Origin of the sequence: Sphingobacterium haloxyli (genome assembly GCF_002980525.1) — a bacterium.
In the GTDB taxonomy this organism is placed as follows: Bacteria; Bacteroidota; Bacteroidia; order Sphingobacteriales; family Sphingobacteriaceae; genus Sphingobacterium; species Sphingobacterium haloxyli.
Genome location: NZ_PVBQ01000003.1, coordinates 126,045 through 142,745, shown reverse-complemented (window position 1 = coordinate 142,745; position 16,701 = coordinate 126,045). Strand labels below are relative to the sequence as shown.

At 41.5% G+C, this 16,701-nt stretch carries 15 protein-coding genes; 4 read left to right on the top strand and 11 right to left on the bottom strand.

All coding sequences use genetic code 11. The features are described 5' to 3' along the window. Positions 1–25: 25 nt before the first annotated feature. Together C5745_RS04300 and C5745_RS04295 are read right to left on the bottom strand one after the other, a co-directional pair. Positions 26–628 carry a hypothetical protein gene (locus tag C5745_RS04300; protein WP_133166289.1) on the bottom strand — a complete coding sequence of 201 codons (603 nt, stop codon included), beginning with the start codon at positions 626–628 and terminating at the stop codon, positions 26–28. Positions 629–642: 14 nt separating this feature from the next. Continuing rightward, positions 643–1,632, bottom strand: coding sequence for a TolB family protein (locus C5745_RS04295; protein WP_133166288.1), 990 nt, complete (start codon positions 1,630–1,632; stop codon positions 643–645). Between the two features lie 235 nt (positions 1,633–1,867). Here C5745_RS04295 and C5745_RS04290 point away from each other — a divergent pair, with 235 nt between their 5' ends. Next, positions 1,868–3,076 carry a GTP pyrophosphokinase gene (locus C5745_RS04290; RefSeq protein WP_105715750.1) on the top strand — a complete coding sequence of 403 codons (1,209 nt, stop codon included), beginning with the start codon at positions 1,868–1,870 and terminating at the stop codon, positions 3,074–3,076. A 31-nt stretch (positions 3,077–3,107) separates the two neighbouring features. Here the strand turns inward: C5745_RS04290 and C5745_RS04285 are convergent, their stop codons facing one another. From C5745_RS04285 to C5745_RS04270, 5 genes are all read right to left on the bottom strand, one after another. After that, entirely contained in the window at positions 3,108–4,997 is a 1,890-nt protein-coding gene (locus C5745_RS04285; protein ID WP_105715749.1) for a PAS domain-containing sensor histidine kinase, read from the bottom strand. Positions 4,998–5,044: 47 nt separating this feature from the next. Further along, positions 5,045–6,106 (bottom strand): fatty acid desaturase family protein, encoded by a 1,062-nt coding sequence (locus C5745_RS04280; RefSeq protein ID WP_105715748.1) that lies wholly within the window; start codon positions 6,104–6,106, stop codon positions 5,045–5,047. Between the two features lie 48 nt (positions 6,107–6,154). Continuing rightward, entirely contained in the window at positions 6,155–6,277 is a 123-nt protein-coding gene (locus C5745_RS20710) for a hypothetical protein (RefSeq protein ID WP_262508116.1), read from the bottom strand. A 354-nt stretch (positions 6,278–6,631) separates the two neighbouring features. Continuing rightward, positions 6,632–6,823 carry a cold-shock protein gene (locus C5745_RS04275; protein ID WP_105715747.1) on the bottom strand — a complete coding sequence of 64 codons (192 nt, stop codon included), beginning with the start codon at positions 6,821–6,823 and terminating at the stop codon, positions 6,632–6,634. A gap of 145 nt (positions 6,824–6,968) precedes the next feature. After that, entirely contained in the window at positions 6,969–7,316 is a 348-nt protein-coding gene (locus C5745_RS04270) for a response regulator (RefSeq protein ID WP_105715746.1), read from the bottom strand. Positions 7,317–7,564: 248 nt separating this feature from the next. Here C5745_RS04270 and C5745_RS04265 point away from each other — a divergent pair, with 248 nt between their 5' ends. Next, positions 7,565–8,044, top strand: a complete 480-nt coding sequence (locus C5745_RS04265; protein WP_105715745.1) for a hypothetical protein — start codon at positions 7,565–7,567, stop codon at positions 8,042–8,044. 33 nt (positions 8,045–8,077) lie between these two features. Here the strand turns inward: C5745_RS04265 and C5745_RS04260 are convergent, their stop codons facing one another. From C5745_RS04260 to C5745_RS04245, 4 genes are all read right to left on the bottom strand, one after another. After that, positions 8,078–8,575 (bottom strand): copper resistance protein NlpE, encoded by a 498-nt coding sequence (locus C5745_RS04260; RefSeq protein WP_105715744.1) that lies wholly within the window; start codon positions 8,573–8,575, stop codon positions 8,078–8,080. Positions 8,576–8,630: 55 nt separating this feature from the next. Continuing rightward, on the bottom strand, positions 8,631–9,050 hold the full coding sequence (locus tag C5745_RS04255; protein WP_133166287.1) for a hypothetical protein: 420 nt from the start codon (positions 9,048–9,050) through the stop codon (positions 8,631–8,633). Between the two features lie 72 nt (positions 9,051–9,122). Then, the gene (locus C5745_RS04250) at positions 9,123–9,560 is read right to left on the bottom strand and encodes an adenylyltransferase/cytidyltransferase family protein (protein ID WP_105715742.1); all 438 of its coding nucleotides are present in this window, start codon (positions 9,558–9,560) and stop codon (positions 9,123–9,125) included. Positions 9,561–9,600: 40 nt separating this feature from the next. Beyond that, complete coding sequence (locus tag C5745_RS04245) at positions 9,601–10,080, bottom strand: adenylyltransferase/cytidyltransferase family protein (protein WP_105715741.1); 480 nt, start codon at positions 10,078–10,080, stop codon at positions 9,601–9,603. Positions 10,081–10,341: 261 nt separating this feature from the next. Between C5745_RS04245 and treY the strand changes: the two genes are divergently transcribed. Then, positions 10,342–14,523, top strand: coding sequence for a malto-oligosyltrehalose synthase (gene treY / locus C5745_RS04240; protein WP_105715740.1), 4,182 nt, complete (start codon positions 10,342–10,344; stop codon positions 14,521–14,523). A gap of 28 nt (positions 14,524–14,551) precedes the next feature. Further along, the gene (gene glgX, locus C5745_RS04235; protein ID WP_105715739.1) at positions 14,552–16,675 is read left to right on the top strand and encodes a glycogen debranching protein GlgX; all 2,124 of its coding nucleotides are present in this window, start codon (positions 14,552–14,554) and stop codon (positions 16,673–16,675) included. The last annotated feature ends 26 nt before the right edge of the window (positions 16,676–16,701 follow it).

The window sequence follows — 16,701 nt, the reverse complement described above, 5'->3', positions numbered from 1 at the left end:
TGAAAAATACGGATAAATACGCAGATTAACAATCGGGAACCATCCCCATAGTCATACCATTAGGGCTCCATATAGGAACCAAGCGCATTTGACAGCCAGAACCGTTGTCGTTGTCGGTGATGTTACGACTGGTATTAAAACGAAGGCGTAGCCGCGATCCTTTTGGAAATGCGCCTTCCGCCTCTTTGAATTGAACTTCGACAGCCATATTCACTTGTTCTTTCTCCATAGACCCTTCGAAAAACATCTTCTGAAGGTGGTTTTCGGTACTTCCCGTAATCTTTCCGTCGATGACACGAAAGAAATTGGAGGGGTCTTCTGTTTCTAACCGAAAGGCAGATCCTTCTGTCTTTCCGCGCATTTTTAAATTGATCTCTCCTTCATTACCGAAATCAGCCATGAAAACCAAGGATACGGAATCTAAAGATGATTCGATCAAGGCCACACGCCCAGTTCCCTCCCACGTGTAATTGTCTTGATCGTCTTGCAAGCGAATACCGCTTGCCGTTCCTTTAAAAGGTGTACCACCGTAATAGGCACTAAAATCATCATCTTCAATATCTTGACCGTCTTCTTTGGTACATCCTAAAAACAGAATAGATACCATTAATAACATTATTTTCTTCATAGCTTTTTATTAAGTCATCGCCATATCATTTGGCCGCCTGCCGCTTCAATACGGTCTTGGCCACTAACAATGACAGGAATTACGTCCGGTGAGTTCTGCTCAATCGGATCAACATGATATTGTTTTCCATCGTTTGGAATAATCTTCATGTACCACATATAGCCGAAGGGCCCCGTTTGTTTATATTCGCTGCCCACCAGCAGATATTTTCCATCAGGAGAAAACTGAGGAACCGATTCTTTAAAATTGCTAATGGTCACTTGTTTTAAGTTCGAGCCATCAATATCCATCGTGTAGATATGATTCGCAATCTGCAGGGCGAGCTGTGTTCCTGCCTGATTCACCGTCAATTCATCCCAATTTTCATAGTCCATTTCCTTTATTAGCGTTCCCGATGTATAGGGAGGAGCAATCCGAATAATATATTTACCATGGGTAATGACGACGTTATTGTTAGGTAACCAAAGGCGTGCTTCGCTAAAACCAAGTCGCTCACCATTAATATCCATCATGCGTGTTACAAATTCACCGTTTCTCTTTAGAATCGTAATACCATCTTCTCTATCGTTGGACGTCACTAGAATTAAGCTATTATCGGGGGATAGATAGCCTTTGCAGTAGCTATTCCCTGCGGGGCTGTTATATATAAACTCTTCAATGACGTTGCCGTTTTTGATATCACTGATGGTGAACCGAACATCATATTGTCCTAAAGTACTGGCATTAACGACAGTCAGCTTTGTTCTCCCATCTCGTGAAATATCGAAGTTATTAAGTTTAGTGTCATCGGGGATAAAAGAGCTTCCTGTTCCATCAGGTAAGCTTATTTTTAGAATACCTTCCGTTGCCCAATCGTAATAGATTGTTCCTTTTAACGTTACTGGATAAGCAACCCCATCTGGGTTATTGTCTTCCCCAGGGCCGGTGTTTTGTTCTTTGGAGCATCCCACCAAAAGAAGAACAAAACATACATTAACAAACTTAGCAGCAATTAATTTTTTCATCTGTTTCATTTTTCTAAACTTTTAAAATTCCACTTTCAAAGTTAACAGGGAATTCAAACTTATTCAATCCACGAAAACAAGGATTTTTATATTAAAAACAATTCACTTCCATCCATGTTCTTTATAAAATAAAGCATAAATCAAATGTGCCTATCTGCCCCTACTACTATTGCTGAAAACGCTAACTTGAGTGTTTTACCGATGGTGCGGTCAGACAAAACGAAATTTCTCCTAAATGAAAATAATCGACAATTTTATAACGGCATACGACACAGATTTCTATCAAAAACAATCGCAGATCATTGCAGAGCAGATTGAAGATCAACTATTCAAAAGAGGCATTAAAGCAATGGTAACTTTCAGAGCAAAAAAAAGAGATCGATTAAGAGATAAATTAATCAAACGAAATGCCGATAAACGGTATCATTCGATGGAAGACATTCTCGAAGATATTGTTGATTTGGCAGGCATCCGTGTCTCGCTTTATTTTCCATCAGAGCGGGATGTTATCGATGAGATAATAACGGACATATTCAATGTTGAAAAGAAAAAAATATTTCCGACAGAAGCACATACTCCCAAACATGCCAAACGATTTTCTGGATATTGGGCTACACATTATAGAATACGCTATAAAGATGAGCATATAACCGCGCATAACAGTATAATTGCCGAAATCCAGGTTGCTTCCGTCTTAATGCATGCTTGGTCAGAAGTTGAACATGACTTAGTCTATAAACCCTATTCTGGGTTTCTATCCAGGGAAGAACTATCAATATTGGACGAAATCAATGGCATGGTACTTAGTGGAGAGATTGCCTTAGAGAGGTTGCAGTCCGCCATGGCAGAGAGGACAAAACAAAAGAATGCCATCACCAATAAATACGAATTGACAAATTTCCTCATAAGCGCGATTGATAAAGAATACAAAAACAAAATAAAAATCGGTGATACTTACCTTCTAAACAACTATCTGAACACAATTAAAAAATTGGACACCAATCAATTTATTGATTTTATAAACAAGATTGACGTAACTTCACAGGAATCTGCGACCGACCAACTATTAAACATGCTATTGCTTAATTATCAAGACAACGACGGCGTAAGCCTGAGAAATTATTTTAAAAACTTGGGGATTGCGGATCGGAAAGTATCCAGTTGTGAAGCGTTCATCAGACGCTGGGTAATGCTAGAACAACAAATAAGAGCGCTCCATTTCGAAGAGGAAATTGGGACAACGAAAGCTATAACATACGCATATAAAATCATAAAAAACAATAAGTTCTTAACGGATGAGGAAATTTTAACGCTGGATCATTTAGGAAAACTTAGAAACGATTTACTACACGGCATTCGTATACCGACAGAAAGGAGCTTAAAGGAAAGTTTAGAATTGCTTACGGAACTATCAAAAAAGCTAATCAATAGTCAAGATGCATGAAAGGCCGTCCCTGGTATACCAGGCGATCAACTTAAGATTGAACGACATCCTGCTTGAATTCATCTATAAAAAAGAAAAATAGGGATCCTCTTCCTTTTTCACTTTCGACATGAATCTCCGATCCATGATATTGAAGTATTTCTGAGACTAGAAAGAGTCCGATTCCGAATCCGGAAATATTCCGACAAGCTTCATCATTAGCCCTGTAAAAGCGTTGAAATAAATTTCTTTGCTCGGCCTTACTTATGCCGATTCCCTGATCGCTAACAAAAACCTTTAATTTCCCGTTTTTTCGTTCACAGCCTATCGTCACCTCGCCCCCAGCAGGTGAGTACTTTAACGCGTTGCTGACCAAGTTAGTCAACACCTGTCCAATTTTGTCTCGATCCGCGTAGATTTTTACAGGGTTATCGCCTACAACTTTTATCCGGCGGCTTACGTTGAGCAACGCAGCGTCATCCACAATTTCGTTTATCAACGTAAAAAGTTCAAATATATCAAAACGGAGATGGATCTTTCCTTCTTCTAATCGTGTTAAACTCAAAAAGTCGCCTATCATCGTGATCATTTTCTTTGCTTGCACCTCAATTTTTTTTACCATTTCCGGCGCCACGATCTGTTGGTTCTTTTCAGATTTTTTATCCAGCACCTGGGCATATAAAAGAATGGAGGTTAACGGTGTCTTAAGCTCGTGGCTCACCATAGATATAAAGTCGTTTTTACGACGTTCTTCCTGCTTTTTGTCAGTTATATCTCGGATAATTTTCGATATGCCTATGATTTCCCCTTTGCTGTTTTTGATCGGGGAGATGGTTAACGATACATCCAAAAGATTCCCGTTGCTCATGCGGCGTTTCGTCTCAAAATGTTCTACGGTTTCACCTTTTCGTAATCTGCTTAGGATATAGTTTTCCTCATCCTTTCTATCTTGGGGAATTATTTTCAATATAGAATGTCCGATCATTTCTGCTGCACTGTAACCAAACATCCGTTCTGCTGCAGCATTCCAGGTCATCACCTCGCCTTCTAACGACTTACTGACAATCGCATCATAAGAGGTCCTGACGATTGCCGCTAATTCCGCTCCTTTCTTTTCCACTGCCTTTGCATCGGTAATATCCAGGATGGTTCCGACAGCCCGATCGGGTACATTATTTCCGTTGAGATAAATTGCTACATGGAGTTTTATACATCTAAACTGATTATCTTTGACGTTCCGGATGGAACCAATAAACTCGAAACTGTGACCACTCGCATCTTTGTAACACTGGTGCATAAGCTGTTCGATATGTTTAACGTCTTCGGGACAACAACGCTCTAAAATATCTTCTATTTGAAAACATTCTTCTTCAATACCTAAGACCTTTCTAGCTTCCTCGGAAAGGTGAATATATCCTTCATCGAATTTCCAGTCCCATATACCAAGTTTCGTTGCATTTATCGCCAGCCTTAATCGCTCTTCACTTCTTTCTAAAAGCGACAACAAATCGCTCCGCTTCTTTTCCTGTTGGACAATTTCGGTGACGTCTTTTGTGAAACACCGGGTATGGATAAACTTTCCTTCCTCCATCAACACATTCGAGCTAATCAGCACATGCTTGATCGTTCCATCCTTACATCGAAGACTCGCCGGATAATTATATAAGGTTTCATTGTTAGTAAGCCTTGCTAGAATATCTTCTATCGCCTGCGTATCCGCATGGAAGTCCCGAATAGAAGCACCTATATATTCCTGCGGTGTGTACCCCAAAGCATCGAATTCAGCTTGATTTGCCCAAATGATAATTCCTTCGGCATTGACCCAATGTAGTGGTATGGCCGCATTCTCGATAAAATCCGTCAATTCGGCTACTCTATTCCGAAGTGCTCGGTTCTCATGTTCCATTTGTTGGATTCGTTGAAATGGTCTATCTCCTTCCATGGATGTAAAACAAGGTTCCCACACAATAGTTCAAAATAAATATTTGGCTAGTTCGACATATATTTTAGGACTGATACATGTGATTTGAACGCTTGACCGAAAGATTTGAATTCAAAGTACTTTATTTGGAATTCATGACATGTTTGCTGTACAATTTTGTTAATTGCTGGATAGTGTACATGACTTACCCTCGGAAATAAATGGTGTTCGACCTGAAAATTCAATCCGCCGAGCAACCAGGTCAACACTTTGTTCTTCGTGGCAAAATTCGCTGTCGATTGAAGTTGATGGATCATCCATTCTTCCTCCACCTTATCGGCTTCTATAGTTTTAAATTCCGTTTCAGAAACGACGTGGGCAAGCTGAAATACCGTCGCCAAACAGATCCCACATACCATGCCGGCAATCATCAGCCCTACCAAGGTAGGCAGCCATCCTACTAAAATGACCGGTGCAACGACAAATATACCGAAGTGACCTATCTTACTTATCCAAAAGATAAGTTTCTCTCTTAGCGGAAAAGGAAATCTATCGGAGTTTCTGCCAAGTCTCTGGCGGAAATACTTTTCATAGTCCTGAAAAAAGATCCATGCTAAATAAGACACCCCGTATAGGAACATAAAATAAAATCGTTGATACTTATGATGCTTTCTCAATTTTTGGTCGTGGTGTACGCGCATAAACTTAATCTCAATATCGTGATCCTCACCCTCGATATTGGTATAGGTGTGATGTGCGATATTATGCTTCAGTTTCCATAAATAAATGTTACCCCCCACCAAGTTTAAGGTATAGGAAAGAAATGTATTGACCCGCGTATTACGCGAAAACGAATTGTGCCCCGCATCGTGCATGATGTTAAATCCTATCGCAGCAAAATTGACTCCCAAAACTATACAGAGGAGGACGCTAATCGCTGCAGGTGGTTGCACGAACACCAATAATATATATAAAGAGGCCAACGAAACCAAAAGGATAACCGCTTTGAGGATGATCCTCCAATCGCCCGTCCGCGGTTTTCCACTGGTATTAAAATAGTTGTTTATTCTCGTTTTTAATGATTTCGAAAATAATGTATTTACATTGTTAAATTTAATTGTTGATTTCATGGTATTGTAACGATATTAAAATGCTGAACGGCAGCTCCGATCAACTGATTATTTCTTCTTTTTGCTAAACACATTGGCTATCGTATCCTTCAATGTCATGTCCTTGTCTTGTTGGTAAGAGGATTGTGTTTTTTCTTTTGTGCTTTTTACTTTTTTTTTGTCTTTGCTCATGATGAATATTTTTTCAATTTACTGAATGTTTCCACACGTCAACGGTATCCTGCCCTTGGCGGCTAACAGGAAGATAATCGGATTCACTTAATGACCTGCCTGTTCTTGCAACTTGGAAATATTACGTGCTTTAAAGTGAAAGGATTACTGGTAGGCAACCGAAAATTTCAGGATAAAACAGTATGTTTTATTTTATTCAATCTGCTGCATGGGTTAAGTAAAGTTGCAGACCTTTTTTTAAAGATAAGAATAATAGTTGGTATTCAGCGCATTATATCGATAAACTTGTAAAGTTTCGCGTATAAAAAAAGCCGTTCCAATGAGAACGGCTTTTACAATATATGCAAGAATAACTTAGATTAACTTCACATTTACTGCACTTGGGCCTTTCTGTCCGTCTTGTACCTCAAACGATACATGATCACTCTCGCGGATATCTTCTGTAAGCCCCGACGAATGGACGAAGATCTCACGACCTCCTTCACTTGGAGTGATAAATCCGAAACCTTTAGTTTCGTTAAAAAATTTTACTATGCCTTCTTTCATGGCGATTAAATAAATAAAAAAAATAATTAATTGATGTAAATGTACGATAAATTATTTAACAAAAGATTATAATCAAGATTATTACATCGAACTGACATTCATATTATGTTGGTAAATCCATGACTGCGCTACGGTGCTGTCTATCCTATACGAGTGATAAGATCGCCCTCATATCAAACGGTTTCGCAAGAAACACATCAGCCCCAGCCTCCGTCGCTATTTTCTCACCTTCATAGCTAGCAGATATGCATATGATATATGTTTCTTGCAGTTCAACATGATTACGCACTTTATGTATTAGCTGTTCTCCACTCACTTCGGGCATCCACAAGTCAACAATTAAGACATCCGGTTTCTCTTTTATCAATCTTTCAAATGCGCGGGCGCTACGTGATTCGGCTATTATTTCGGCGTCAGTAGACTCGAGTATCAATCTTAATACATCGATAATGCCCGTGTCGTCGTCACAAATAAAAATTTTTTTTCCATCCATTATTCTTCCGTTACTAGCAATTATTCATCTAATATCCTCTTTTAATCAACAATCGGCAAATCAAAGATATCGACTATAAACGCTGTGTAGTGAACGGATAAAAAAACGAATAGTTGCATTGAACATTAAAGAAGCGTATTTAGCGCGTAGAACGCGTATCTTTTCGTTTCTGTTATCGCGGCTGTTATAGTACCGAGTATTTCGGCATTACTATTGCGGAGAACTTTGAACATGATCTTGAATGAAGGATGAAGAACTATTTCTTACTATGTGCTATCGCGCTAGGTTCGTGCGTAGGCCAGGACAATCGCAATAGCGAAGATACAAATAAGGCTGATGAAGATACCATCCATGCGATGGCAAATAGACCAGTACAAAACAAACCATATTGTTTTATCCGCACAGAGGGCACTGGCCAACAAGATACGACTAAGGTTAGGTTCACTATAAATGGCGACAAGGTAGAGGGCGAGATGAGCTGGATACCAAAAGAAAAAGACAGCCGCAAGGGAGTGTTAACGGGAACTATTTCTAACAATGAAATTACAGCGCTATGGAATTACATGCAAGAAGGCATGAGGGATTCGATCAGGATGGCATTTAAGCTGTTACCCAATGATGAACTAGCTCAAAAGCCATTGACAATAAACGGGGCGAGTGGCATACAGGAGACTGATGAAGCAGCAGGCTATACGGTTATATATAAGTCAGATCATTGTAACGATTAACCTAATTTAGCATGCTCCTAGACGAAGCTTGGTTCACATATCCCTTTTCTCAAAAACAAAGTCTTTTGCGTGCTCTCCTTCAATTACGTTGTCATCTTTATCTAATTGGAAGAGTTTATCCTCCCCTATTTTTAGCTTCAAATCTGTTTCCGTACCTTGAAGGTGAATAATGGATGCGTTTTCAATTAATTTAAATGGGCCATTATCCTCTATCTTCTTGTTTTTTCCTAGGTATTCACTACTAATTCGGAATGTATGGTTGTTATTAATGGTGATTACCGTGTGTATCCCATCACAATCTCCGCAAGGAAGTGTGGCTTCATAAGTACCTTCAAACTCGGAAGGATTAACAGACACATCGGTTGTCGATTCATCGTCCTGCGCCGCGGAATTCCCTGCGTATTCTTGTTGCTCTGCAGGAGTGCCTGTAGCTGCTCCGTCTTCGTCTCGGGGTTGTGATAAATCGACGCATGCTGAGAACAGGGAAAACAGAAAGAAAAGGGATGCTAATGTTTTTGTTGATATAATCATAACGGTAATCTATTTACATGCATGAAAACTAATTTTCAATATTTACTTAATGATTTTATGCAAATCCTGTACTTGGCTTTCTTTTAGATAGCACGGCTGACAGAACGACTTTTGAGATGGAAGATAATAATGTTTGTACGGAGCAATACTTAGAAATTAAAAATTGACGTAATTTAACACCTCGCTCCTTGTTTAGATTTTTTTCGCAATCGTCACAAATAAGTAAGAAGGCACTTTGTGGAAAGAGGCTTTTCAGGTCTTCTAAGCAGAAGGACACTTGATTGCACACCCCTTCATAATCTACAAGAAGGACATCGGGCTGCCCGTAATGTGTCCGGTAGATCCTCAGGTCTTCCGCTAATAAGGAGTCCCATAAAACTTCCGTCTGGTCCTCCCCCTCCTCTTCGAGCAGTAATCTATAGGCGATGCGCAATCGCTTATTATTGCTCACAATCCCTACTGTTATCCTTTTCATGTCAAATGTATAATTTATAACCTTAAATTCCATTCGTACACTCTCTTCCTGTGTATTTCGCCGTAATTAATGTTAGCTAATCGTCTTAACCAACTGCGCTTTCGTCAATTCTTTCTCTGTCACGACCTTTCGCAACCTATCACTTGTAAAGCGGTGTTTACGCTTTGTGTAATGAATTTTGATCCCTTCCTTTAAACAATAATCTTTCCCGGGAAAATGAGAAACCCTTCCTTCTACAAACCGAATATCAATGGGTAGAGACTGTAACATATCCAACAGTTCTTCATCCGATCCGTAGGGGATAATCTCGTCTACGTACCGACAGCCTTCCAGTTTTATGAAGCGTTCAACGACAGTTTGTGCAGGATGCGAACTGTTCTGATCTCTCTCCGCAGTATCTGTTTTTAGTCCCACAATCAGGTGATCGCAGTACCGTTTGGCCTCTTCCAACAAAACGAGATGGCCTAGATGTAACAGATCAAATTCACCAAAAATAATTCCTACTTTCATTTTCTTCTATTAAGAATTGTATGCCTTTGCTAAAATCCGCTTATGCGTTCAGCCGCTGTAACGGTAACGCTATATTCTCTTTAAGATGCACGATGGAAACAGACTCCTCGTGCTGTTTCTCTGCAATAATTTTACGTAATGATGAGCTCGAAAATCGGTTCTCCCTACGGTTGAAATAAAGCTCAATACCCTTTTCTTCACAGTACTTCCGTCCAGTGAAATTTTTATCTTTATACTCGTCCCCCAAAATTCTTACATGAATTTTATAGGAACGAAGGATGTCTTCCAGATCTTGCTCTGTAGCATATGGAATGACTTTGTCTACGTGTTTACAGCCCCGCAGCTGCATATAACGTTCAAACACGGTCTGCGTGGGTTTATTTTTCTCCGGGCGATCCAACGTAGGGTCGGTCTGCACCCCACAGATAAGAAAGTCGCACTGTTCCTTGGCGTCTTCAAGCATTTTAATGTGTCCTGCGTGTAATAAATCAAAAGCAGAAAAAGTTATTCCTATTCTCATTGTAAATTATTTTAGTTTTTAATTTCATGTTCAATTATCGATGCATTAACGTTTGTCATAGGTACATATAGAACACGCTTAGTGGAATCTCGTTTTGAAAATTTTCTTTTTTGTTGCTTTTTATGACCGAAAGCTTACTTTTTGTCGAATTCGACCAGAAGCAAAAAAAAGAGAACTAATTCGATCACCAGACGTTTTATTTACGTGGAGGAATGAACAATATCTCCTCTACTTCTAGATAACTTATTTTAGCGAACAACAATGGACATATCGAGCGGCACCTACCGTATCCAGTTTAATGAGAATTTCAATTTTCAGCATTTGGAGCAGGTAATTGACTATTTGTATAATCTTGGCATCGACACCATTTATGCGTCCCCTATTCTGCGCGCGGTACCTGGCAGTCTACATGGCTATGACAGTACCGACGTTAATTGCATTAATCCCGAGTTGGGCACGTTAGACCAGCTAAAGAAGCTTAAAACGCACCTTGCTCAACTTAAAATAAGATGGTTACAGGACATCGTCCCGAACCACATGGCCTATCATCATGAAAATAGTTGGTTAATGCATATACTGGAGTATGGCGAAATCTCTCGTTACAGCAGCTATTTCGATACAACGTACAGCGGCGCGTTATTCAAAAAAAGTAAGCTCATGGTTCCCCTTCTTGATAAGGAACTTAATGAGGCCATTCTAGCAGGCGAAATTACGATCGCCTCTGAAGATCATGGACTATATATTTGTTATTTCAGTCATCGCCTTCCTGTCAATCCGGCCTCGTATGGTGATATATTCGGCGATTTATTATCATTAGTCGATCCTGATTTCAATGACACCGTTCATTATCTTTATACAAACCCAGACTATAGCCACTCCCAAGAATGGTGCCGCCGTCGGGAAGAAATATTTGCGCTTATGCATTCATTGCCCCACCGGGAGCGCTTTGAGCAGCGTTTGTCTCACGTGAATAACGACAAGGAAAAGGTACGGGAGATATTGTCCAAGCAACATTATCGGCTCTGCCATTGGAGAGAAACAGATCAGCGCATAAATTATCGACGGTTCTTTACCGTCAATGGACTGATTTGTATGAACGTGCATAATGATGACGTATTTAAGGACATGCACCGCTTTATTGGAGAACTGCTCTCTAAACAAATCGTCGAGGGATTGCGTATAGATCATATTGACGGCCTTCACAACCCGTCAAAATACACGAGGGATTTACGGAGCCTGTGTGGTCCGAACACCTATATCGTCGTTGAAAAAATACTAGAAAAGGGGGAAGAACTCCCTGGTGATTGGCCCGTTCAGGGCACAACAGGCTATGATTTTTTAGCTTTATGCAATAACGTACTTACCAATTGCAAAAGCGAGGAGCTTCTTTCCAATTTATACAGAAAACAAGTTGGAGATGGTGTTTCAATAGCGGAGCAGCAAATAGCAAAGAAACGATACATTCTATCGGAACATATGCTGGGTGAACTCGAAAACTTATGTGAGCTTTTTGTGAACCTTGACCTGAGTAATAATGATAGTACGTTTGATATGGAAGGTCTGCGGGGAGTTATCCGGGAATTCCTAGTCTACTTCCCCATATATCGTGTTTACGAAGAGACCTTTCCATTTGGTCCAGATGCTTATACAACGATAATGAACGTTTTTGATACTATGCGGCAAAAAGGCGTCCGGCGGGCTGATATGCTGCAGCACGTTATCGAGCGGGCACAGCGTGAATCGAATCAGTCTTATCGGAAAAAAGCCATGGCCTTTTTCCATCGCTGCATGCAATTCACCGGTCCTTTAATGGCAAAGGGCGTCGAAGATACGCTCATGTATACTTATAACCGGTTCATTGTCCATAATGAGGTGGGCGATCATCCAGAAAATTTTGGCATACCTATTCCAACTTTCCATGAAGCTATGCTAAGACGACAAGCTAACTGGCCCTCCTCGCTCAATACCACGGCTACCCATGACACCAAGCGGGGTGAAGATGCCAGAGCTCGTCTTCAGGTACTATCAGCCTGGCCGGAAGCGTGGGAGGAACAAGTTAATGCCTGGCATAAAATTGTAACGGCACAATATAAGGCGGATTACCCCCACCCTAACGATGTTTATTTCATTTACCAAGCGATGTTCGGGTCGTATCCCATGCCGAATTCTCCCGATGATGATTTCGTTAATCGGTTTTTAAATTATCTAACAAAGTACTTACGGGAAGGGAAAGAACGTTCCGACTGGGCGACACCAAATAAAACATACGAGCAGCGCATCCATCATTTCGCGCAATTTTTACTGGATAAGAATGGGTCTTTCTTTCCGGTTTTTCACGCTTATTTAAAACGCATGGTAGACTTTGGAATAATGAATTCGTTGGTTCAAGTCTTACTAAAATACACGTGTCCAGGCGTTCCAGACACTTATCAGGGAACAGAGCTCTGGGACCTAAGTTTTGTGGATCCTGATAACAGACGTGAGGTTGATTACATTACACGAAACAGTTATCTGCGGGAGATCGATGAGGTAGACACAGACAAAATTCTTTCGGTGCTTTGGGAAGACCGATATACGGGCAAGATCAAACTTTGGCTACTGAAAACTTTACTCGCGGTTCGCAAACAGTACAGCCTGCTATTCGCCGAGGGAGAATATGTACCGTTAGAGGTCACAGGAAAATACCGCCAGCATATACTAGCTTACGCTCGTAAGCATCAAAAAGATTGGCTAGTTGTTATTGTCCCTCTCCATCTTGCCGCTATCGACAAGCTAAGAAATGATACCGGATATCATCTCGATTGGGAAGATACCTCGGTCGTTTTACCGAGCCAAATACCTGTGCACTGGCGGCATATACTATGTCCGATCAGGGGACAAGGCACAACCTTAAAGTTGTCTACCGTCTTTAGGGATATTCCGCTCGCCGTGGTTTGCTACAGCGAACAGCCTAACCCCAGAAGCGCCGGTGTGTTGTTGCATATTACTTCCCTGCCTTCTCGTTTAGGTATAGGCGATCTCGGTCCAGCGGCATATGACTTCGTACAATTTCTCAAATCCAGCGGACAACGGTGGTGGCAAATATTGCCTTTGGGACCGACTTCCACTCAACAAAATCATTCACCCTATAGCACCCGGAGCGCTATGGCCGGAAATCCCCTATTGATCAGCTTAGAAACATTAGCAGACGACGGCCTCTTAACACGGGAAGAAGTAGAAAAGACAACGATCGACAAGTGCGCGGAGGTTGATTTTGCAAGCGTAGAATCCATAAAAAAGGAATTGCTACATATAGCCTTCGAACGGGCAGATCTTGCGAAGGATTCTTCTTTTATTTGTTTTTGCGAGGAAGAAGCATACTGGTTAGATGATTACGCATTATTCGTCGTTTTACAGAGCGCCTATTCGCAGGCTCCTTGGTATCTATGGCCAGAGCTATATAAATCTCGTAATCCAGAAGCGCTTGCTAACTTCGAAGCCCAGCATCAAACACAACTTCAGGAAGTAAAATGGACGCAATATGTTTTCTTCAGTCAATGGAAAAAACTAAAAAAATATTGTCAGGAACTTGGCGTGCGCATTTTAGGAGACGTACCTATGTATGTGAGCCATGACGCTGCCGACGTTTGGGCACACCCTCACTTGTTTTCGTTGAAATCAGATGGAAGTCTTAAATCCGTAGCTGGGGTACCTCCAGATTATTTCAACGCGGATGGACAACTTTGGGGTATGCCGTTGTACGATTGGGAAGCACTCAAACAAGATGGCTACAAATGGTGGATGCTTCGGTTATTGCATAACTGCAAGCTTTTTGATAAGATTCGACTGGATCATTTTAGAGCGTTTTCAGCATATTGGGAGGTTTCCGCGGGGAACAAAACCGCCAAAAATGGTCAGTGGAAACCGGGTCCGGGAAAAGAATTTTTCACCAAAGTAAAATCGGAATTGGGCAAGCTGCCCTTTATTGTCGAAGATCTGGGCGATATTGATAACGCGGTTTACGAGTTACGAGATGCTTTTCGATTGCCGGGAACCAAAGTCATTCAGTTTGCATTCGGCGACGATATGGCATCGTCGCCTCATATTCCACATCATTACGACCGCAATTTCTTCGCTTACACCGGTACGCACGACAATAATACAATAGTGGGCTGGTTCAATGAAGAGTTGGACGATGCGGCCAAGGAACGGATTTCGATGTATACATCCATTACGACCGACAAAACAAACATAGCTGATATTATGTTGAAAATGGTATACGCTTCAGTAGCGGATACAGCAATCGTGCCTATGCAGGACCTTGTATCCCTTCCGGGAACACATCGCATGAATAATCCGGCAAGGGCTATAGGCAACTGGAACTGGATGGCACCCCAAGATGCTTTTCATGACCGTGTCAAAACAAAATTACGCGGCCTCATGAAATTATACGACCGGATATGAAGAATGATAATAAGAAAAATATAAAAAAATGAATGTGAAAATACTTGTCGGGTCGCCTTATCCCCTAGGAGCTAATTACGATGGCAACGGCGTAAACTTTGCTATTTATGCGGAAAATGCAGAGGCTGTAGAGCTTTGCCTTTTTGAACACGCAACGGATGAAACGGAGTCTTTGATAATCGAAATCAAAGAACGGACGCATCAGGTATGGCACGCCTATATCCCGGACGTCGGTCCTGGACAGTTATATGGTTATAGAGTGCATGGACCTTATGAACCTAAGCAAGGGCATCGCTTTAATCCCAACAAGCTCCTTATAGACCCCTATGCTAAAGCGATAGCGGGTACACTACGCTGGGATGATGCGCTGTTCGGTTACGAGCTAGGGCATCCCGAGGGGGATGTAAGCTTTAGCGAGAAGGACAGTGCAGCGTTTATTCCAAAGGGGGTCGTGATAGATAATACGTTTGACTGGGAAGGTGATACACCGCTTCGGATCCCTATGCATCGCAGTATTATCTATGAAGCACACGTTAAGGGATTTACTGCACAGCATCCCGAAATCCCAGAGGAAATAAGGGGGACTTATTCTGCCTTGGCCCATCCTGTAACTATTTCTTATCTCCAGTCGCTGGGGATAACGGCGATAGAGCTCTTACCCATACATCATTTTATTACTGACCGACATCTTCACGAAAAGGGCCTGACGAATTATTGGGGTTATAATACGATCGGATTTTTTGCGCCGGACATTCGTTATGGATCAACTGGCAGTCAAGGAGAGCAAGTTATCGAATTCAAAAATATGGTGAAGGAGCTCCATCGCGCCGGAATAGAAGTGATATTGGATGTAGTGTATAATCATACAGGTGAAGGCAATGAGATGGGCCCAACCCTTTCTTTTAGAGGCATTGACAACGCTTCATATTATCGCCTCGCCGAGGATCCTCGTTACTATATGGATTTTACCGGCACAGGAAATACGCTTAACGCACGTCTACCCAATGTGCTGCGCCTAATTATGGATAGTCTACGCTACTGGATTCTAGAGATGCATATCGACGGGTTTAGATTTGACCTCGCGTCCGCTCTTGCTCGCGAGTTGTACGACGTGGATAAACTAAGCTCGTTCTTTGACGTCATCTATCAGGACCCTGTTATTTCTCAGGTAAAACTCATCGCCGAACCGTGGGATATCGGAGAAGGCGGCTATCAAGTAGGCGAATTTCCTCCAGGTTGGGCGGAATGGAATGGGAAGTACCGTGATTGTATGCGTGATTATTGGATCGGCGCAGATAGTATGCTGGGGGAGTTTGCCGATAGATTGACAGGGTCGTCCGATCTCTACCAAGGGGATTACCGTAGACCGACAGCAAGCATCAATTTTATCACGGCCCATGACGGGTTTACTTTGCACGATCTTGTTTCCTATAATGAGAAGCATAATGAAGCGAACGGAGAAGATAATCTAGACGGGGACAACCACAACCGTTCTTGGAATTGTGGCGTAGAAGGTCCGACAGAAGACGAGGAAGTCAATAAGTTACGCGCAAAACAGAAAAGAAACCTGCTGACGACATTGTTCCTCTCACAGGGTGTTCCGATGATTGTGGCGGGCGATGAGTTTGGGCGCACCCAACATGGTAATAATAACGCTTACTGCCAAGACAATGATATATCGTGGCTTGACTGGAACGGGCAGGATGAAAAATTGCTGCATTTTACCCGGCAACTAATTACATTTCGAAAAGAACACCCCACATTCTGTCGAAGGAAATGGTTTCAAGGTATTCCTATAAAGGGTATTGGTTTGGAAGATATAGCGTGGTTTAACCCAGAAGGACAGGAAATGGAAGAATCACATTGGCAAAATGATTTCGCCAGATCTTTAGCTGTTTTTCTAAATGGTAATGGTATACGTACGTCAGACGACGATGGAACTAAAATCATAGACAACAGTTTCTATATCATGTTCAATGCTTATTGGGAAGATATCAGCTATAAGTTACCGCATGCAAAATACTGCAAAGAATGGATAATGGTGTTAGACACCAATATAGAGACTATCGGCGCCCTTGACACATATGCCGCTGCTCATACTATTACGGTGCCAGCACGCTCCATTATTGTTTTGATGTCAACGGAAATATAAACATTATCCTTGCTTAAAAATAGTAC